The sequence below is a fragment of the Streptomyces sp. NPDC001027 genome (assembly GCF_040299045.1).
Classification (GTDB): Bacteria; Actinomycetota; Actinomycetes; order Streptomycetales; family Streptomycetaceae; genus Streptomyces.
This window is the reverse complement of record NZ_JBEPBI010000094.1, coordinates 1-16,204: the sequence shown is the minus strand read 5'-3', so window position 1 is coordinate 16,204 and position 16,204 is coordinate 1. Positions and strand designations below refer to the sequence as shown.

At 71.2% G+C, this 16,204-nt stretch carries 16 protein-coding genes and 2 tRNA genes; 12 read left to right on the top strand and 6 right to left on the bottom strand.

Annotation, left to right across the window (positions count from 1 at the left end; all coding sequences use genetic code 11):
- Window positions 1-23 precede the first annotated feature (23 nt).
- Window positions 24-584 (bottom strand): SSI family serine proteinase inhibitor, encoded by a 561-nt coding sequence (locus ABT300_RS24265; protein WP_351679298.1) that lies wholly within the window; start codon window positions 582-584, stop codon window positions 24-26.
- Window positions 585-741: 157 nt separating this feature from the next.
- Here ABT300_RS24265 and ABT300_RS24260 point away from each other — a divergent pair.
- The 3 genes from ABT300_RS24260 to ABT300_RS24250 all read left to right on the top strand — a co-directional run bounded on the left by ABT300_RS24260 (window position 742) and on the right by ABT300_RS24250 (window position 1,992).
- Window positions 742-832 (top strand) — tRNA-Ser (locus tag ABT300_RS24260).
- 204 nt (window positions 833-1,036) lie between these two features.
- Window positions 1,037-1,109, top strand: a tRNA-Arg gene (locus ABT300_RS24255).
- A 421-nt stretch (window positions 1,110-1,530) separates the two neighbouring features.
- A complete protein-coding gene (locus tag ABT300_RS24250; RefSeq protein WP_351679296.1) occupies window positions 1,531-1,992 on the top strand; it encodes a hypothetical protein in 462 nt (153 codons plus the stop codon).
- Between the two features lie 172 nt (window positions 1,993-2,164).
- Here ABT300_RS24250 and ABT300_RS24245 read toward each other — a convergent pair whose 3' ends face one another.
- Window positions 2,165-2,482: a hypothetical protein gene (locus ABT300_RS24245; RefSeq protein ID WP_351679295.1), complete on the bottom strand. Its 318-nt coding sequence runs from the start codon at window positions 2,480-2,482 to the stop codon at window positions 2,165-2,167.
- 523 nt (window positions 2,483-3,005) lie between these two features.
- Here ABT300_RS24245 and ABT300_RS24240 point away from each other — a divergent pair.
- Both ABT300_RS24240 and ABT300_RS24235 read left to right on the top strand, forming a co-directional pair.
- On the top strand, window positions 3,006-3,173 hold the full coding sequence (locus tag ABT300_RS24240; RefSeq protein WP_351679293.1) for a hypothetical protein: 168 nt from the start codon (window positions 3,006-3,008) through the stop codon (window positions 3,171-3,173).
- A gap of 29 nt (window positions 3,174-3,202) precedes the next feature.
- Window positions 3,203-3,973 (top strand): DUF2637 domain-containing protein, encoded by a 771-nt coding sequence (locus ABT300_RS24235; RefSeq protein ID WP_351679291.1) that lies wholly within the window; start codon window positions 3,203-3,205, stop codon window positions 3,971-3,973.
- A gap of 56 nt (window positions 3,974-4,029) precedes the next feature.
- Here ABT300_RS24235 and ABT300_RS24230 read toward each other — a convergent pair whose 3' ends face one another.
- Together ABT300_RS24230 and ABT300_RS24225 are read right to left on the bottom strand one after the other, a co-directional pair.
- A complete protein-coding gene (locus ABT300_RS24230; RefSeq protein ID WP_351679289.1) occupies window positions 4,030-4,848 on the bottom strand; it encodes an SGNH/GDSL hydrolase family protein in 819 nt (272 codons plus the stop codon).
- Between the two features lie 272 nt (window positions 4,849-5,120).
- The gene (locus ABT300_RS24225) at window positions 5,121-5,639 is read right to left on the bottom strand and encodes a MarR family winged helix-turn-helix transcriptional regulator (RefSeq protein ID WP_351679288.1); all 519 of its coding nucleotides are present in this window, start codon (window positions 5,637-5,639) and stop codon (window positions 5,121-5,123) included.
- Window positions 5,640-5,761: 122 nt separating this feature from the next.
- Between ABT300_RS24225 and ABT300_RS24220 the strand changes: the two genes are divergently transcribed.
- The 7 genes from ABT300_RS24220 (at window position 5,762) to ABT300_RS24190 (ending at window position 14,544) form a co-directional block, all read left to right on the top strand.
- On the top strand, window positions 5,762-6,190 hold the full coding sequence (locus tag ABT300_RS24220; protein WP_351679287.1) for an HGxxPAAW family protein: 429 nt from the start codon (window positions 5,762-5,764) through the stop codon (window positions 6,188-6,190).
- On the top strand, window positions 6,108-7,037 hold the full coding sequence (locus tag ABT300_RS24215) for a DUF2797 domain-containing protein (protein WP_351679286.1): 930 nt from the start codon (window positions 6,108-6,110) through the stop codon (window positions 7,035-7,037). The genes ABT300_RS24220 and ABT300_RS24215 overlap by 83 nt, the downstream gene beginning before the upstream one ends.
- 272 nt (window positions 7,038-7,309) lie before the next feature.
- Window positions 7,310-8,050, top strand: a complete 741-nt coding sequence (locus tag ABT300_RS24210; RefSeq protein ID WP_351679284.1) for a response regulator transcription factor — start codon at window positions 7,310-7,312, stop codon at window positions 8,048-8,050.
- Window positions 8,047-9,675: a sensor histidine kinase gene (locus tag ABT300_RS24205; RefSeq protein WP_351679282.1), complete on the top strand. Its 1,629-nt coding sequence runs from the start codon at window positions 8,047-8,049 to the stop codon at window positions 9,673-9,675. Before ABT300_RS24210 ends, ABT300_RS24205 begins: the two co-directional genes overlap by 4 nt.
- A 14-nt stretch (window positions 9,676-9,689) precedes the next feature.
- Window positions 9,690-11,348 (top strand): bifunctional glycosyltransferase family 2/GtrA family protein, encoded by a 1,659-nt coding sequence (locus ABT300_RS24200; protein ID WP_351679280.1) that lies wholly within the window; start codon window positions 9,690-9,692, stop codon window positions 11,346-11,348.
- A complete protein-coding gene (locus tag ABT300_RS24195; protein ID WP_351679278.1) occupies window positions 11,345-13,531 on the top strand; it encodes an ArnT family glycosyltransferase in 2,187 nt (728 codons plus the stop codon). Before ABT300_RS24200 ends, ABT300_RS24195 begins: the two co-directional genes overlap by 4 nt.
- Before the next feature lie 242 nt (window positions 13,532-13,773).
- Window positions 13,774-14,544, top strand: a complete 771-nt coding sequence (locus ABT300_RS24190) for a TetR/AcrR family transcriptional regulator (RefSeq protein ID WP_351679276.1) — start codon at window positions 13,774-13,776, stop codon at window positions 14,542-14,544.
- Between the two features lie 126 nt (window positions 14,545-14,670).
- Here ABT300_RS24190 and ABT300_RS24185 read toward each other — a convergent pair whose 3' ends face one another.
- Window positions 14,671-15,159, bottom strand: coding sequence for a PPOX class F420-dependent oxidoreductase (locus ABT300_RS24185; protein WP_351679274.1), 489 nt, complete (start codon window positions 15,157-15,159; stop codon window positions 14,671-14,673).
- Window positions 15,160-15,326: 167 nt separating this feature from the next.
- On the bottom strand, window positions 15,327-16,154 hold the full coding sequence (locus ABT300_RS24180; protein WP_351679272.1) for a YceI family protein: 828 nt from the start codon (window positions 16,152-16,154) through the stop codon (window positions 15,327-15,329).
- Window positions 16,155-16,204: the final 50 nt, after the last annotated feature.

The window sequence follows — 16,204 nt, the reverse complement described above, 5'->3', positions numbered from 1 at the left end:
TTCGTGCGACCTCCGTGCGACCTTTACGGAACCGGTGCCTCCGCCACGCCCGCGCTCGCACCCGACGCCGGACGCGTGCCGGGGAGCAGCGGCACGAACCGGTCCCACCGCTCGATCTGGCAGCCGTTGCCGCGCTCGAACGTCGCGTCGACGGGGCGTCCGGCCCAGCGGCCGGTGACACGGGCGGTGGCCGGCCCGCCGTACCGCATCGTGCAGAGTTCGCCGCCGGCCACGGGCGCGAAGGCGTCCCGGCCCCACCGGGTGTTCCGGTCCACGGCTCCACAGGCGCCGTCCGGGTCCGGGTGGCTGCCGTGGGCGGGGTGGCAGTACACCTCGAACGTCCCGTCCGCCCGTCCGGCGGCGTGCCGGACGGTGACCGTGAGGTGATCGTCGCCGGCCCGGTCCTCCTCCCGCACCGGCGGCGGCGCGAGCGGGACGCGTCCGCCGGCGGCTGCGGCGTTCCCGGGCCGCGCGGGCCGCGCGGGCTGCGCGCTGACGGGACCCGCGGCCGACGAGGCGATCACGGCGGCGCAGACGGCAAGGGCGGTGACGACGAGGCGTCGAAGCGGGGTGACCTGGAACATGCCGGGACTAACGCCGCGCGATCGGCGACGTTGCGCCCGGGGAAGTGCTTTGCCCTGCGACCCGACTGCCTAGTACCGTGGACATCGATTGGTGACGCGGTGCTCGACTGTGTCATCATCTGCACGCACCACTCGCACGCACGCGAGCGGTTGTGCTGGAGGCGTCGCCTAGTCCGGTCTATGGCGCCGCACTGCTAATGCGGTTTGGGACTTACATCCCATCGAGGGTTCAAATCCCTCCGCCTCCGCTCGATCACCGAAGCCCCGGTCCACGCGATCGGGGCTTCGTCGTTCCCGACCTCGCCCACAGGCCCACTTCAGGCCGTTTCCGCAGGTCACAAGGGGTATGGCTAACGGATTTCACATGTCGGCGGCAGTCATGTAATGTTCTTCCTGTCGCCGCGAGCGGGCCGGAAGGGCCGGGAAGCGAAGACAAAAAAACCGAATAACAAGCACTCGTAGCTTAACGGATAGAGCATCTGACTACGGATCAGAAGGTTGCAGGTTCGAATCCTGCCGAGTGCACACAGGTCAAAGACCCCGGATCACTCCGGGGTCTTTGTCGTTTCTAGGGTGTACAGCCGCGGAGTACAGCAGCCGGCTTCGCCTGGTCGGTGGCGCTCCCCTGGTGGCGCATGCGGGTGAGGTTCCTCCCCGCTCGACGGGCGTCCCGTACTTCGGGGTGAAGGCCAGCCCCTGCGTGTCCTGCCAGAGCTCCCCGGTCGCACCTTCCGGGCGCCGGTCTGCCGGGCACGCCGCATGTGGAGCGCCTTGAGGCAGAACGCGGGGAGGGGGAGGGGCAGTTCGGCCGAGGGCGACGTCGCAGCCGGCGTAGGCGGAGGCGGGGCGCAGGAGAACTGGTGCTTTGGCCTGTCGTCGTGCGAACGCGGCGTGCAGTTAGTGGATCACTCGCAGGGGTACAGCATCGGTATCACGAGGGGGGTGCGTGAGCGACGTATTCGGAGTGATCGCGTCGATCGGTGTGGTCGTCTCGCTGCTCGTCTCGAGTTGGCAGACACGGGAGCTGACGCGGCAGACGTCGATCAACAACGTCATGGCCGGCGTGTCCGCCATGTACAACGGGATGGAGCGGCTCCACCACATCGAGACCCTCATTGCGGCTGAACCGGGGTTGTACGGGCACTTCTACGGCGGTGCTTCGCTTCCGGCTGACGAGAGTCAGCGAGCTCGAGTGCTCACCATCGCGGGCATGCTCGCCGATGTAGTGGATTACGGACTCGTGATCACTGAATCGACCCCCGACATCAAGTTCTACGTGGGATGGCGCGACTACGCGTTGTCTCTCCGGCGCACCTCTCCGGCGATGTCCCACCTGGTCGAGGGGCATCCCTTGTGGTGGGCTGCGCTGAACAAATACTGGCGCGAACATCCAGAACCGGGTGTCTGACTCACCGAAGCTTGCCGTCGCTGCTCCGGCCGCTGTCTCGGCGCGCCACGGCAGCGCCAGTGCGCGGCAGACCAGCCCGAGGCCGCACCCTCGGCCGAGTTGCTTCGGGCCGGAGAAGAGGGCAGCGTCCAGCCGGTGCGGGGGGAGTCAGGTTGGGTTCTGCCTTGACTGTTCAGGAGCAGGTGCAGGACCAGGCGTAGGCGATGAATACGATCGCCACGGTGAACGTGGCGGCCGCCGCGCCGGCCAGTCGCCCGCGTCGCCCCGGCTTCGAGGGGCGAAGCAGCTCCCAACCGCCGTAGACGAGGAAGGCCAGCAGGGCGCCACCCGCACCGCCGGTGACGAGCGGGCTGCGCTCCCACCCCCAGACGAACGCCACTGCCAGACCGGCCACGGTGACGCAGGCGATGATCGTCAGCAGCACCTCGCCGACGAGCTCTTCCAGGAATTCCTTCAAGAGCGAACCCACACCACGGATCACGCGCAGCACACGACTCCGAGCCACAGGAACAGTCACGCGCCCCCCAGCGCCGGTCTCGAATGGTCGGACCGGACTCTATGAAATCGCGACGCATCGGGGAAGAGCGATCAAGGTCATCTGTTCGGCCGTGCAGCAGCGCCATGGCCGCGAGCGCATGAAGGTCCGCGACCGCGAGCGCTCGGTGTCGGCCGCCGGGCCCGCGTGCGGTGGCGGGACGTCCCGTGGCGGTTGAGGCCGTTCAGGGGCGAGGGTGATGGCCGGGGAATCATATTTCTGATCGGAGGTCTGAGAGTAAAAGTCGCTCTGCTCATAACGTGCGGAGTGCGCGAATGACATTAATGACGAAAGGCTCTCCCCAGTAATTCCCTTATGGCGGGGTCACTCATTTGCCGCGCATCTGGAGGAGGGGCGTCGCCGTTAGCGGAATATGACGAAAGCACGGGCCCAGAGTCTTCCTCGACGCAACGCGAGGACGGATGATCTGACTGCGGGTCATGATCTGGCAATGGGGAAATGTAGCTTTTCACCCGGTGTGACATACTCCGCCGTCGCGGCACAGGGCGTCGTGATCGAAGACGGTGTGTGGGCCGAACGTCGGGCCGCCGAGCCGCTGCTTCGCGAGTTCCTCGCTCTGCTGGAGGGCATCAAGAAGGAACTCGATTCGCGGTGGAACGGCCAGGAACTCTCCGGCCGGCCGTGACATGGACCTCGCCCGACGGGCGCATTCCTGTGAATCATGACTATGGGGAACCCGCCTTCGCGCGGCGTGAGTGGTATTCCGACGCGTACTCCTACGGGCCGGGCGCCGCATGGAACGGCGGACCTGCCGACAGCGTGCACACGGGGGTTCCCCAGGCCGCGCCCGACCCGGGCTGGGATCCGGTGGAGGAACTCGCCTATCTCATGCAGGAGGCTGTCACCGCGGAGCAGGCCGCCAGGGTGCCGCCGCCTCGCGGCGAGTCCACGCCGGGCGCTGACTTCATCGACCCGATGGAGAGCCTCGCGCAGATCACCGCTCAGGTGCCGCCGCCCCGCAGCGCCTCCGCCGGCCATCGCAGGATGCCCGGTCGAAAGCTCCGGCTCAAGTGGCTGCAGACCGGCAGTTTCGTGATCGTGGCGCTCGTCGCCGTCATCGTGGCGATGGTCAGTGTCTTCGGCGGCATGGTGGCCTACCGGCCGCTGCAGAACATCACGTCCGGAGGGGACCACGGAATGGTCCCGTCGTGGCCTCTCCTCGTGTACGGCCCCTGGATGGTGGCCTCTCTCTCCATCCTCCGGACCGCTCTGCACCGGCGCCGAGCCGTCCACTCGTGGTTCATCGTCCTGCTCTTCTCCTCCGTCGCGATAATGCTGTGCATCGCGCAGGCGGACAGGACCTTCACCGGAATCGCCGGGGCGTCACTGCCCGCCATCGCGTCCCTCGCCTGCTTCCAGCAGCTCGTCCGCCAGATCACGCTGACCCTGCCACCGCGACAGAGCACGCGCCGGCACCGCCAGTAGCCGCAGACCCGAGGGAGGGGCATCACCCCGCCCGGCCGCCCGGGGTGATGCCGTCTCTACGGGGATTCCCTGCGACCGGTGTTCGCGGCGGAGTCGGGCGGGAGGGTCACGGGCAGGAGCTGGGGGCGTCTGGCGCTGCGGCCGTCGCCGGAGGACCGGCCGCGCAGACGGCGTCCGAGCCAGGGCCCGAGGTATACGGCCGCCCAGCGCAGTTCGGCCTCCGCGGCCTGCCGGCGCGAGGGAACCCGCTGCGGGGGGAGGGGCAGGGTCCAGGCGTCGTCCGTCCCGGGCAGGTGGATGGCCTGGGCGAGGGCCGCGGCGATCCGCTCATGGCCGAGGGGGCTGGCGTGCAGGCGGTCCGCGGTCCACATCCGCGGGTCGGTGGTGACGGCATGTCGGCCGGTCTCGGCGACCACGACTCCGTGACGGGCGGCCGCGGCGCGGACGCGGGTGTTGAGGTCGAGCACGCGGGATCTGACGGGCCGGGCCAGAGGCATGATCTTTCCGACGTCGGGGAAGGTCAGCGTCGCCACACGGGTCCCGGCGTTCGTGAGCGCGGCGAACATGTCCTCCAGGTGTCCCACCACCTCCGCGGCGTCGTACCGGGGCCGGAGCAGGTCGTTGACGCCGGCGACCACGGTCGCCAGGTCGGGGCGCAGGGCCAGGGCGGGCTCCAGCTGTTCGGTGCGGACCTGCCCGGCGGTGCGTCCTCGCACGGCCAGATTGGCGTACTGGAGACCGGGGTTGACGGCCGCGAGGTGCTCGGCGAGCCGGTCGGCGAAGCCGCGCAGGCCGACGGCGTCGTCTCCGTCGCCCAGCCCTTCGGTCTGGCTGTCGCCCAGGGCGACGTAGCGCAGGTAGTGCCCGCTCGGCATGAGTCGTCCGCCTTTCCCGCAGGGCGTCGTCGCGATGCGCAGGCGCGCCGGTCCGGTGATCCTGCTCGAAGTCGAGGCCGCGCAGGAAGGTCGGGCACGGCCCGATCCGCTCGCCCGGCGAGGGGCGCCTCTTCGTCCTCGCGAACGAGGTTACTCAAAAATGTGACTAGTCGCATCATTGAATAGGAAGAGGGCGGTGAGGGAAACCTGCCGTCCGGACCGGACCGGACCGGACCGGACCGGACCGGACCGGAAAGGACCGGGGCAGGGCGTCACTCGGTCGGATCGTGCCGGAGGCGCAGTTCCTCGCGGTAGGCGTTGGCGAGTGCGGTCGCCCGGGTGAACCAGTCCGTCAGGACGGCGATCTCCTCCGGCGAGTAGTCGGCGAAGAGGGCGTTCAGGCGGACGTAGTGCGGCTCGTAGAGGGCGTAGGCCCTGGCCACCGCCGCGGGGACGGCAGCGACGCGGACCCGGCGGCGGTCCTGCGGGTCGGCGCGACGGGTGACGTAGCCGGCGCGTTCCAGGCGGTTGAGGATGCCGGTCACCGCGCCGGTCGTGACCTGGACGCGGGCCGCGAGGTCACCGGCCGTGAGGAGGTTCTCGCCGGCCTGGAGGACGTAGGCGAAGCAGGTCAGGTCCGTGACGTTCAGGCCCAGGCGCTGGGCCATCTCCTGCTGCCCGATCATGCTGGTCGCGATGAGGTCGTCCATCGCCGAGAGCGCTTGGGCCGGGGTGGCGGCGGGGCGGGGGGACGGGTGGGGGGACGACGGAGTCGGCGGCTCGGGTGTCATCGCGGGGCCGGTTCCTCTCCGGGGTGTTCGGGTGCGTGGTGCTGGGTCCTTGTTATCTGCTTTCTGTTTGTCTTACCTTGTAAGAGGTTTCCAATCTGAACTTCTTAGATGGTGAGGGATTCATGGCCGGGCATGGATACGACGAAGGGCACACGATCGCGGGATGGACCGGCGTGGCCATCGTGGCCGTCGGGGGTTCCGCGATGGGCGTCGGCGTGTGCGTCGGCTCGGCGCTCGCGCTGGTCGGCGGAGGCGTCGTCGTCGGGTTGAGCGCGCTGGTCACCTGGGGTCTGCATCTCGCCGGGTGGGGCAAGCCGCCCGGAGTGCGCCCGCGGTCGGAATGGGGGATGCGGGTACGGGACCCGTGGGCCCGGGACGGCCACCCCGGGTGCGTCGGGTGCCGGCTCGCCGGGCGGGGGCGCCCGGCCGTCACGGCGTTGTCGGCGCCGGGGCCTACCGTTGCGCGTGATGGCACAGGCATGGAAGTGCGCGGGGTTGCGGTGGTCGTCGGCGCAGGGCCCGGCGCTGATCTGGGAAGGGGCCCGTCCTAGCCCGCTGACCTGGGGCAAACGGGTCTCGTTCGGTGTGGTGGCGGACGGTGTGCGGCAGTGTGTCGGGGCTCGGGGGCACCCGTGTCCCATGCGGGCCGCCGTGTCGGGGAGAAGCACGGGGGCCCGGTGCGAGGAGTGCGCGCGACTGGACCGGGCGCACTCCGTCGCGGCGGACGGGATCGCCGACGACCCGCGCCCGTACCGGGTGTACCTCGCGTGGTTCGGACCCGGGCTCGTCAAGGTCGGGATCACGGCGGCCGAGCGCGGGCCGGTGCGACTGCTGGAGCAGGGCGCCGTCTGCTTCAGCTGGCTCGGGGTCGGGCCGTTGATGGCCGCCCGCCGCACCGAGGAACTGCTGCGGTCGGCGCTGCGCGTGCCGGACCGGGTCCCGTACGCCGTCAAGCGGGCGGTGCGGTCGGCGCTGCCCGCAGGCGAGGAGGAACGGGCGGGTGAGCTGCGCGAGGTGTACGGCCGGGCCGTGCGACTGAGCGGCTGGCCCGAGTCGTTGGAGCGCGAGCCGTTCCAACCGGTCGATCACCTACGGGCTTTCGGGCTCGCGGAGGCTCCGACGGCGCTCGGCGAGGTGAGCGAACTCGTGCCCGGCGGCTCGGTGAGCGGCGAGCTGGTCGCGGCCGCCGGACCCGACCTGCATCTGGCCGTCGACCTTCCTGCGGCCGCCGGTCCGTCTTCGGCCGCCGGCCCTCGTCCCGTCGGCCGGCGTGGAGTCGTCGTGCTCGACACCCGGTTGATGCGGGGGTGGCGGCTGGTTCCCGCGGGGGAGGGCGAAGTGGACTTCCCGGTGCGGCAGTTCAAGGCAGCCGAGCAGCGCCAGGACGGCCTGTTCTGACGGGCGTGGCGGTGGTCTTCCGTGCGCCCCGCGATTCTGTGCGCCGCGATTCTGTGCGCTGCGATTCTGTGTGCCGCAATCCTGTGCGCTGCGCATGTGTGCGTCGCCCAGGTGGATCACAGCCGGGCCGCCCTTCGGGCAGACGACGCTGCTTTCGAAACAGGTCCCGCAAGGGTTTCCCAGGCGCTCCCTGAGAGACGCCTGTGCGTTTCTCAGGCAAATCACAGACAAGTGAAAGAGTGCTCTCAGCGGGCCCCGACAAGGTGTCCACCATGACCACGACCTCGCCCCAGGGGCGCACCGAACTGCTGAGGCCGGACGGGAGCCCCGTCCGCGTGCTTGTGGTGGACGACGAGCTGTCGATCACCGAACTGCTCTCCATGGCCCTGCGCTACGAGGGATGGCAGATCCGGAGTGCGGGAGACGGCACCGGAGCCATCCAGACCGCCCGGGAGTTCCGCCCCGACGCCGTCGTGCTCGACATGATGCTGCCGGACATGGACGGACTGACGGTCCTCGGGCGGCTGCGGCGTGAGCTGCCGGACGTCCCGGTGCTGTTCCTGACGGCCAAGGACGCCCTGGAGGACCGTATCGCCGGTCTCACCGCCGGCGGCGACGACTACGTCACCAAGCCGTTCAGCCTCGAAGAGGTCGTGGCCCGGCTGCGAGGGCTCATCCGGCGTTCCGGCGCGGCCGACCGGCGATCGGACTCCGTCCTCGTCGTCGGCGACCTGACCCTCGACGAGGACAGTCACGAGGTCTCGCGGGCCGGCGCCAACATCCACCTGACCGCCACCGAGTTCGAGCTGCTGCGCTTCCTGATGCGCAACCCGCGGCGCGTGCTCAGCAAGGCCCAGATCCTGGACCGGGTGTGGTCGTACGACTTCGGCGGTCAGGCCAACGTCGTCGAGCTGTACATCTCCTACCTGCGGCGCAAGATAGACGCCGGCCGTGAGCCGATGATCCACACCCGTCGTGGGGCCGGTTACCTGATCAAGCCCGCCGCGTCATGAGGGCCCGACGACGGCCGCGTCCGCAGACGAGACGAGCGGGAAAGCCGCGCACCCTGCGGACCCGGCTCGTCGTCGTGTCCGTGACCCTGATCGCCGTCGTCTGCGCGGTGATCGGCACGGTGACCACGCTGGTGCTGCGCGATCACCTGTACGGGCAACTGGACGACTCCGTGCGGGAGGCCGCGATGCGCGTCTCCGGCGGACTGGCCGGGGGACCGGGCGGCCGGGACGGCTCCCTCGGCTCCGGCACCACCCCGCCCGTGCAGAAGACGTCCGGCATCGACGAGTTCGTCACCCGCGGTCCCGGGCCGCAGAAGGCCCTCGCGGCCACGGTCGTCAACGGCTCGATCACCGGCGCCAAGGTCGGCGACAAGACGAAGAACGCCGCCGGATACTCGGACATGAACCCCGAGCCGCTCACGGAGTCGCAGATCAGGGCGCTCGGCTCGGTCGCCCAGGACCAGCGCCGGCACACCGTCGAGATCCCCGGCCTCGGCGCCTACCGGGTCCAGTACATCCACGGCAACAACGGCGACTTCTACGTGGGCATCCCGACGTCCGAGGTCGACGGCACCATCAACACCCTGATCGTCGTCGAGATCAGCCTCACCGTCGCCGGGCTCCTCGTCGCCGGTCTCGCCGGCACCGTCATGGTCGGCGTCGCCACCCGTCCCCTGCGCAAGGTGGCGGCCACCGCGACCCGGGTCTCCGAACTCCCCCTGCACACCGGCGAGGTGAACCTCAGCGAGCGGGTGCCGGAGTCCCAGACCGATCCGCACACCGAGGTCGGGCAGGTCGGCGCGGCCCTCAACCGGATGCTGAACCACGTCCACGGCGCGCTGCACGCCCGCCAGGAGAGCGAGATGCGGGTACGGCAGTTCGTCGCGGACGCCAGTCACGAGCTCCGCACGCCGCTCGCGTCCATCCGCGGATACGCCGAGCTGACCCGGCGCGGGCGCGAGGAGGTCGGGCCGGACACCAAGCACGCCCTCGGCCGGATCGAGTCCGAGGCGGGCCGGATGACCTTCCTCGTCGAGGACCTGCTGCTGCTCGCGCGGCTCGACGCGGGCCGCCCCCTGCAGTTCGAGCAGACCGACCTCGTCCCCCTGGTCATCGACACCGTCAGCGACGCCCGTGTCGCCGGCAGCGAGCACGTCTGGCGTCTCGAACTCCCCGACGAGCCCGCCCTGGTGTCGGCCGACTCCGCGCGGCTGCAGCAGGTCCTCGTCAACCTGCTCGCCAACGCCCGCACGCACACCCCGCCGGGCACCACCGTCACCGCACGGGTGCAGCGGCGCGGGCCGTGGCTGTGCGTGGACGTCCAGGACGACGGGCAGGGCATCCCGCCCGACCTGCTGCCGCACGTCTTCGAGCGGTTCGCGCGCGGCGACTCCTCGCGCTCCCGCGCCTCCGGCTCGACCGGCCTCGGCCTCGCCATCGTGCAGGCCGTCGCGACCGCGCACGGCGGCGCCGTGACCGTCGACAGCGTGCCCGGACAGACGGTGTTCACCGTGCATCTGCCGACGCTCGGCCCGACCCCGCCCCAGCCCGCCCCCGAAACGAACTGGCAACTCGACTCACAGGTCGAGCACAGCGCCACCACATGGGTGCGACAGGGCGCCTGACGAGAGTCGACGACATGCGAACCGACTCTTCTCCCGGCACCCTGCCGGCGCGGGAGCACCTCCCGGCCGCCACAGCCGGTACGCCTGTCCTGGACGTAGTGATCCCCGTCTTCAACGAGGAGAAGGACCTCCAGCCATGCGTCCAGAGACTGCACGACCATCTGACGCGGACGTTCCCCTACCCCTTCCGCATCACCGTCGCGGACAACGCGTCGACCGACGCGACCCCTTCGGTGGCGCGCCGACTGGAGGCGCGGATCCCGCAGGTGCGCAACGTCCGGCTCGAGCAGAAGGGCCGCGGCCGAGCCCTGCGGACCGTCTGGTCCGCCTCGGACGCCCCGATCCTCGCGTACATGGACGTGGACCTGTCCACCGACCTCAACGCGCTGCTGCCGCTGGTGGCGCCGCTGATCTCCGGCCACTCGGACCTGGCGATCGGCTCCCGGCTCGCCCGGGACTCCCGTGTGGTGCGCGGGCCGAAGCGGGAGTTCATCAGCCGCGCCTACAACCTGATCCTGCGCGGCTCGCTGCAGGCCCGCTTCTCGGACGCGCAGTGCGGGTTCAAGGCGATCCGGCGTGACGTCGCACAGATTCTGCTGCCCCTGGTGGAAGACACCGGCTGGTTCTTCGACACTGAGATGCTGGTGCTCGCCGAGCGCGCCGGCCTCCGTATCCACGAGGTGCCGGTCGACTGGGTCGACGACCCGGACTCCACGGTGCACATCGTGAAGACGGCGACCGACGACCTGAAAGGGGTGTGGCGCGTGGGCAAGGCCCTGGCCACCGGTTCGCTGTCCCTCGACCGGCTCCGCCGCCCGTTCGGCGACGACCCGCGCGACCGCGACATCCAGGACGTGCCGAGGGGCCTGGCCCGTCAGCTGGTCGGGTTCTGCGTCGTCGGCGGTCTGTCCACCCTCTTCTACCTCGTTCTCTACAGCGGTTTCCGACAGTTCTGCGGCTCGCAGATCGCCAACGCGCTCGCCCTGCTGGTGTCCGCGGTCGCCAACACGGCCGCCAACCGGCGGCTCACCTTCGGAGTGCGGGGGCGCGGCGGCGCCGTCAGGCACCAGGCTCAGGGGCTGGTCGTCTTCGGCATCGGCCTGGCGCTGACCAGCGGCTCGCTCGTCGCGCTGAACGCGGCGACCTCCGACCCCGCGCATCTCACCGAGCTGGCGGTCCTCGTCGCGGCGAACCTCGCGGCGACGGTGCTGCGCTTCCTGCTCTTCCGCGTGTGGGTGTTCTCCGACCGGCGCGACGCCGAGGACCCGGCGACGACGACCGGGACCGCCGCCGCTCCCGCCGACGACCCCGCCGCTCCCGCGGGCCCGACCTCAGTGACGCACCCGTCCGCAGCGACGCACCCGACCGCGGACGCCGGCCCGACGGCGACGCCCCCTACGACGTACCAGCCGAACACGCCGGCGACGACGTACCCGCCGACCACGCCCCCCACGACGTACCGGACGACGACGTCCGCGCAGGTCGGCGGCCACTTCGGCCCGCTGCCCCAGCGCTCGGGCCCGACACAGCGGCCGGTCGCCCATCCGCACGGCGCCGCACGCCACGCGCCCCGTTTCCGCGCCGGTGAATCCGCGGACGGCGCCTGGGCGGACCCCACCCTGCGCACGCAGCCGGTGCGCCCCCACGACACCGACCCGGGGGACGCCCGATGACCACCCACCTTGATCAGCCGACGGCCGCCTGGGGCTCGCCGCCGGAGAGCTCCCCGACTTCCACACGGGAATCCGTCGTCCCGGCCCCCGGATCGGGCGAGCCCAGGCTGCCCCTGCACCGCCGACTGTGGCGAGGCCGCCCCGAGGACCCGCGCTGGGTCCGCCCGGCCTTCCTCGGTCTGCTGGCCGCCACCCTCCTCCTCTACCTCTACGACCTGAGCGCCTCCGGCTACGCCAACTCCTTCTACTCGGCGGCCGTCCAGGCCGGCAGTCAGAGCTGGAAGGCCATGTTCTTCGGCTCGCTGGACGCGGGCAACGCGATCACCGTCGACAAGCCCCCGGCCTCCCTGTGGCCGATGGCGCTGTCGGTGCGGATCTTCGGCCTGAGCTCGTGGGCGATCCTCGCGCCCGAGGTGCTGATGGGCGTCGGCACGGTCGCCGTCGTCTATGCCTCCGTGCGCCGCCGGTTCAGCCCTGCGGCCGGTCTGATCGCCGGCACGGTGCTGGCGCTGACTCCCGTCGCCGCGCTGATGTTCCGGTTCAACAACCCGGACGCGATGCTGGCCCTTCTGATGGCCGTGGCCTGCTACTTCACGGCTCGCGCGGTCGAGGACGGGCGGACGAAGTGGCTGGTGTGGGCCGGAGTCGCGATCGGCTTCGCGTTCCTCGCCAAGACCCTCCAGGCGTTCCTGATCCTGCCGCCGCTCGCGCTCGTCCACGCGGTCTGCGCACCGGTGCCGGTGAAGAAGCGGCTGGGTCAACTGGCCGTAGCCACAGGCGCGTTGATCGTGTCCGGCGGCTGGTGGGCAGCGATCGTCGAGCTGTGGCCGGCCTCCTCCCGCCCGTACATCGGCGGCTCGCAGAACAACTCCTTCCTGGAGCTGACCTTCGGCTACAACGGTCTCGGCCGCCTCAACGGCGAGGAGACCGGCAGCGTCGGCGGCGGCGGTGGCGGCGGGAACACCGGCCAGTGGGGCGAGACCGGCTGGGACCGGATGTTCAACTCCGAGATCGGCGGCCAGATCTCCTGGCTGCTGCCGGCCGCGCTGGTCCTGCTCGTCGGCGGTCTGGCCGCGACCCGGAAGCTGAAGCGGACGTCGACGACCCGGAGCCTGTTCCTGGTCTGGGGCGGCTCCCTGCTGATCACCATGGCCGTCTTCAGTTACATGGCGGGCATCTTCCACCAGTACTACACGGTGGCTCTCGCCCCCTACATGGCGGCCGTGATCGGCATGGGCGCCGGCGTCCTGTGGGAGAAGCGGTCCGAGATCTGGGCCGCGCTCACCCTCGCGGTCTCGGTCGTGGCGGCGGCGGCCTGGAGTTACGTCCTGCTCAACCGCACCTCGGACTACCTGCCCTGGCTGAAGTGGCTGGTGCTGGTCGGCGGTCTGACCGCCGCGCTCGGCCTGGTCTTCGCGGGCCGCGTCAACCGGCAGCTCGCGCTGGCGGCGGCCTCCGTCGGCCTCGTGGCCGCGCTGGCCGGACCGACGGCGTACACCCTCAGCACGCTGCAGCAGGGCCACACCGGCTCCATCGTCACCGCGGGTCCGGCCGGCGCCGGGATGATGGGCGGCGGCCCGGGCGGCGGCCGGGGCGGCTTCGGCGGCAACGGCGGCGGCCCCGGCGGCGGCATGCCGGGCCAGAACCAGCAGAACGGCAACGGCACTGCCCAGAACGGCAATGGCACTGCCCAGAACGGCAACGGCAGTACGCAGCAGGGGCAGGGCCGGGGCCAGCAGGGCGGCATGCCCGGCAGGCAGACCGGTGACGGCGGCGGCATGGGCGGCGGCGGTGGCGTCGGCGGCCTGCTGAACGGCGCGAGCGTCTCCGCCGAGGCCGAGAAGCTGCTGGAGACCGACTCCGGGAAGTACACGTGGGCCGCAGCGGCGATCGGCGCCCAGAACGCCGCGAGCTACCAGCTCGCCACGGGCGACGCGGTGATGGCGATCGGCGGCTTCAACGGCACGGACCCGTCCCCGACGCTGGCGCAGTTCAAGCAGTACGTGGCCGACGGCGAGATCCACTATTTCATCAGCAGCGGTTCCGGCGGAGGCATGGGCGGCATGGGCGGCAGCGGCAGCGGGACGTCCTCGCAGATCACCTCCTGGGTCGAGGCCAACTTCAAGAAGGTGACGGTCGGTTCGTCCACCTTCTACGACCTGACCCAGAAGGCGAACAGCTGACGAGGTCCCCGAGACCGGGCCCGAGGCCGGGCTGCGGAAACGGGTTCCGGAAACGGGTTCCGGAGACGGGTTCCGGAAACGGGTTCCGGAAACGGAAACAGGGCGGTGGCACCGAGCCACCGCCCTGTTTCCGTTTCCGGGACGGTGTCACCGCAGCCCCGGCGGGGACCGCACCGCTGCGGAGCGCGGGCCGCCGCTTAGCATCGTCCTCAGTGACCGGGAGTTCAGGAAGGTGCCGCGCGATGGCCGAGACCGCCAAGAACCCCGCCCCGCACACCAGCGTGTGGCTGGAAGGCAAGGCGCGTCGCCGAGGCCGTGGCGCGGGCCAGCCCTCCGGGCTCGACCGGGACCGGATCACCGAGGCGGCCGTGCGGCTGCTGGACGCCGAGGGACTGGCCGGGTTCTCCATGCGGCGGCTGGCGGCCGAGCTGAACGTGACGGCGATGTCCGTCTACTGGTACGTCGACACCAAGGACGACCTGCTCGAACTCGCCCTGGACGCCGCCTTCGGCGAGTTGGCGGAGCTGCTGCCCGATCCGGCGGACGAGGACGCGGACTGGCGCGACCAGCTGCGCGCACTCGCCCGGGCCTACCGCGACCTGCTGGTCCGGCATCCCTGGCTGTCGCCGCTGGCCGGCACGTTCCTCAACGTCGGCCCCGACCACCTCGCCTTCACCCGGGTCGTCCAGCGGGTCGTCCGCCGCACCGGCGTCCCGACGCGCGGCCTCGGCGCGGCCGTCGCCGCCGTCTTCCAGTTCGTGTACGGGTTCGGCACCGTCGAGGGCCACTTCCTCGCCCGCTGCTCGGCCGTCGGCATGAGCCCGGACGCCTACTTCCGCCATGCGATGAGCGAGGCCGGCCAGGTCCCGCCGGCCGCCGACGTGATCAGGGAGGCCGGAGACATCATGGCGGCCCGCGGCGGCGACACGGTGGAGGAGATGTGGGAGCGCGACTTCGACTTCGCTCTGGACCTGCTGATCGCGGGCATCGAGGCGATGGCCGAGCGCGGCTGACGGAGCGAGACCGACGGAGTGCTTCCGACCGGGCGCGGCTCACGGAGTGATCCCGACCGGGCGCGGCTGAAGGCCGGGACCGGCAGCGCTCCCTCACCCCCCCCCGCGCCTGTTACGGCGTACGGCCTACGCGTCTGCGGCGGAGCCGGTGTCGGCGACCAGGCGGGCCGGGAAGCCGCCGGTGGCCACCGGGCCCCAACGCTCCGGCGTGATCCGGATGATCGACTTGCCCTGTTTCCGCATGGCCTGCCGGTACTCGTTCCAGTCGGGGTGCTCGCCGGCGATGTTGCGGTAGTACTCCACGAGCGGTTCGACGGAATCGGGGGCGTCGACCACCTCGGCGGAGCCGTCGATCTGGACCCACGGTCCGTTCCAGTCGTCGCTGAGCACGAGGACGCCGACGCGCGCGTCCCGCTTGGCGTTGCGCGTCTTGGCCCGCTCGGGGTACGTCGAGACCACGATGCGCCCCGAGTCGTCGACCCCGCAGGTCAGCGGCGAGGCCTGCGGGCTGCCGTCGGCACGCCGGGTCAACAGGATCGCCCGGTGGCGGGGACGGACGAAGTCCAACAGCTCGTCCAGGGAGACCTTGGTGTTCGTCGCGATGTTCGGTGCCATGCCCTCAGCCTAGGCCGCGGGACGTCCCGTCCGGCTGACCCTGCTGTGCCTACGCCTGCGTCCGTCGCCCCGCCCAGCGTCCGTCGCCCCGCGTGCGTCCGTCGGCGTGTCCGTGCCCGGCGTCGCCGGAGTGCTCCGTCCTCGTCGCAGGCCGGGGCCGGCGCTGTCTATGCCCCGAGCTGCGGCAGCGCGTCGCCCTGCACCGCCTGGACGTCCAGCTCCACCTTCAGCGTCGTCCCGATGGCCGCGATGCCGGCCTGGACGACCTGGTTGTAGTTCATGGCGAAGTCCTCGCGCCGCAGCTGCGCGGTCGCCCGGAACGCGGCCCGGGCACCGCCCCAGGGGTCGGATCCCGTGCCGAGGTAGGCCAGGTCCAGCTCCACGGGGCGGACGACGCCGCGCATGGTCAGCTCGCCGTGGACCGTCCAGCGGTCAGGGCCGACCGGGGTCAGTCCGGCCGAACGGTAGACGATCTCCGGGTGCCGCTCGACGTCCAGGAAGTCCGCCGAGCGCAGATGCGCGTCGCGCACGGCGTTGCCGGTGTCGATGGAGGCCGCTCGGATCACCGCCTCCACCCGGGACTTCGTGACGTCGTCCGGGGCGACCTCGACGGCCGCCGAGAACTCCGTGAACCTGCCGTGCACGCTGGAGATGCCCAGGTGCTGGGCGACCGCGCCGACCGCGGAATGGGCCGGGTCGACCGTCCAGGGGCCGGGCGGGGGCAGCTCCGATCCGCCCTGCCGGGCCAGCGTCACGGTCCCGACCTGCGCCCTTCCGCTCGCCGTGACGATCGCGCTGGAGGCCGCGGGCGCGTACCCGACGGCGGTGACGATCACCGTGTAGGCGCCGGGGGCGAGTTCGGTGGCGTCCCGGACGGCCCCTTCCGCGTCGGCCTCGGCGCGCAGCACCTGACCGCCTGTCATGTCGGTCACCGTGACGACCGCGTGCGACACGGCCCACCCGTCCCGCGTACGGATCTTCGCGGTCAGTCCCATCTCATGTGCTCCTCGACTGGAACCGGCCCGGTGCGGAGGCTTGCCCCGCA

What these genes read in the sequence shown, in the direction of transcription:
- ABT300_RS24265 (WP_351679298.1), bottom strand. Translation starts at nt 584, where the DNA reads ATGTTCCAGGTCACCCCGCTTCGACGCCTCGTCGTCACCGCCCTTGCC.
- ABT300_RS24230 (WP_351679289.1), bottom strand. Translation starts at nt 4,848, where the DNA reads ATGCCGAGCGGGCACTACCTGCGCTACGTCGCCCTGGGCGACAGCCAG.
- ABT300_RS24225 (WP_351679288.1), bottom strand. Translation starts at nt 5,639, where the DNA reads ATGACACCCGAGCCGCCGACTCCGTCGTCCCCCCACCCGTCCCCCCGC.
- ABT300_RS24220 (WP_351679287.1), top strand. Translation starts at nt 5,762, where the DNA reads ATGGCCGGGCATGGATACGACGAAGGGCACACGATCGCGGGATGGACC.
- ABT300_RS24215 (WP_351679286.1), top strand. Translation starts at nt 6,108, where the DNA reads ATGGCACAGGCATGGAAGTGCGCGGGGTTGCGGTGGTCGTCGGCGCAG.
- ABT300_RS24210 (WP_351679284.1), top strand. Translation starts at nt 7,310, where the DNA reads ATGACCACGACCTCGCCCCAGGGGCGCACCGAACTGCTGAGGCCGGAC.
- ABT300_RS24205 (WP_351679282.1), top strand. Translation starts at nt 8,047, where the DNA reads ATGAGGGCCCGACGACGGCCGCGTCCGCAGACGAGACGAGCGGGAAAG.
- ABT300_RS24200 (WP_351679280.1), top strand. Translation starts at nt 9,690, where the DNA reads ATGCGAACCGACTCTTCTCCCGGCACCCTGCCGGCGCGGGAGCACCTC.
- ABT300_RS24195 (WP_351679278.1), top strand. Translation starts at nt 11,345, where the DNA reads ATGACCACCCACCTTGATCAGCCGACGGCCGCCTGGGGCTCGCCGCCG.
- ABT300_RS24190 (WP_351679276.1), top strand. Translation starts at nt 13,774, where the DNA reads ATGGCCGAGACCGCCAAGAACCCCGCCCCGCACACCAGCGTGTGGCTG.
- ABT300_RS24185 (WP_351679274.1), bottom strand. Translation starts at nt 15,159, where the DNA reads ATGGCACCGAACATCGCGACGAACACCAAGGTCTCCCTGGACGAGCTG.
- ABT300_RS24180 (WP_351679272.1), bottom strand. Translation starts at nt 16,154, where the DNA reads ATGGGACTGACCGCGAAGATCCGTACGCGGGACGGGTGGGCCGTGTCG.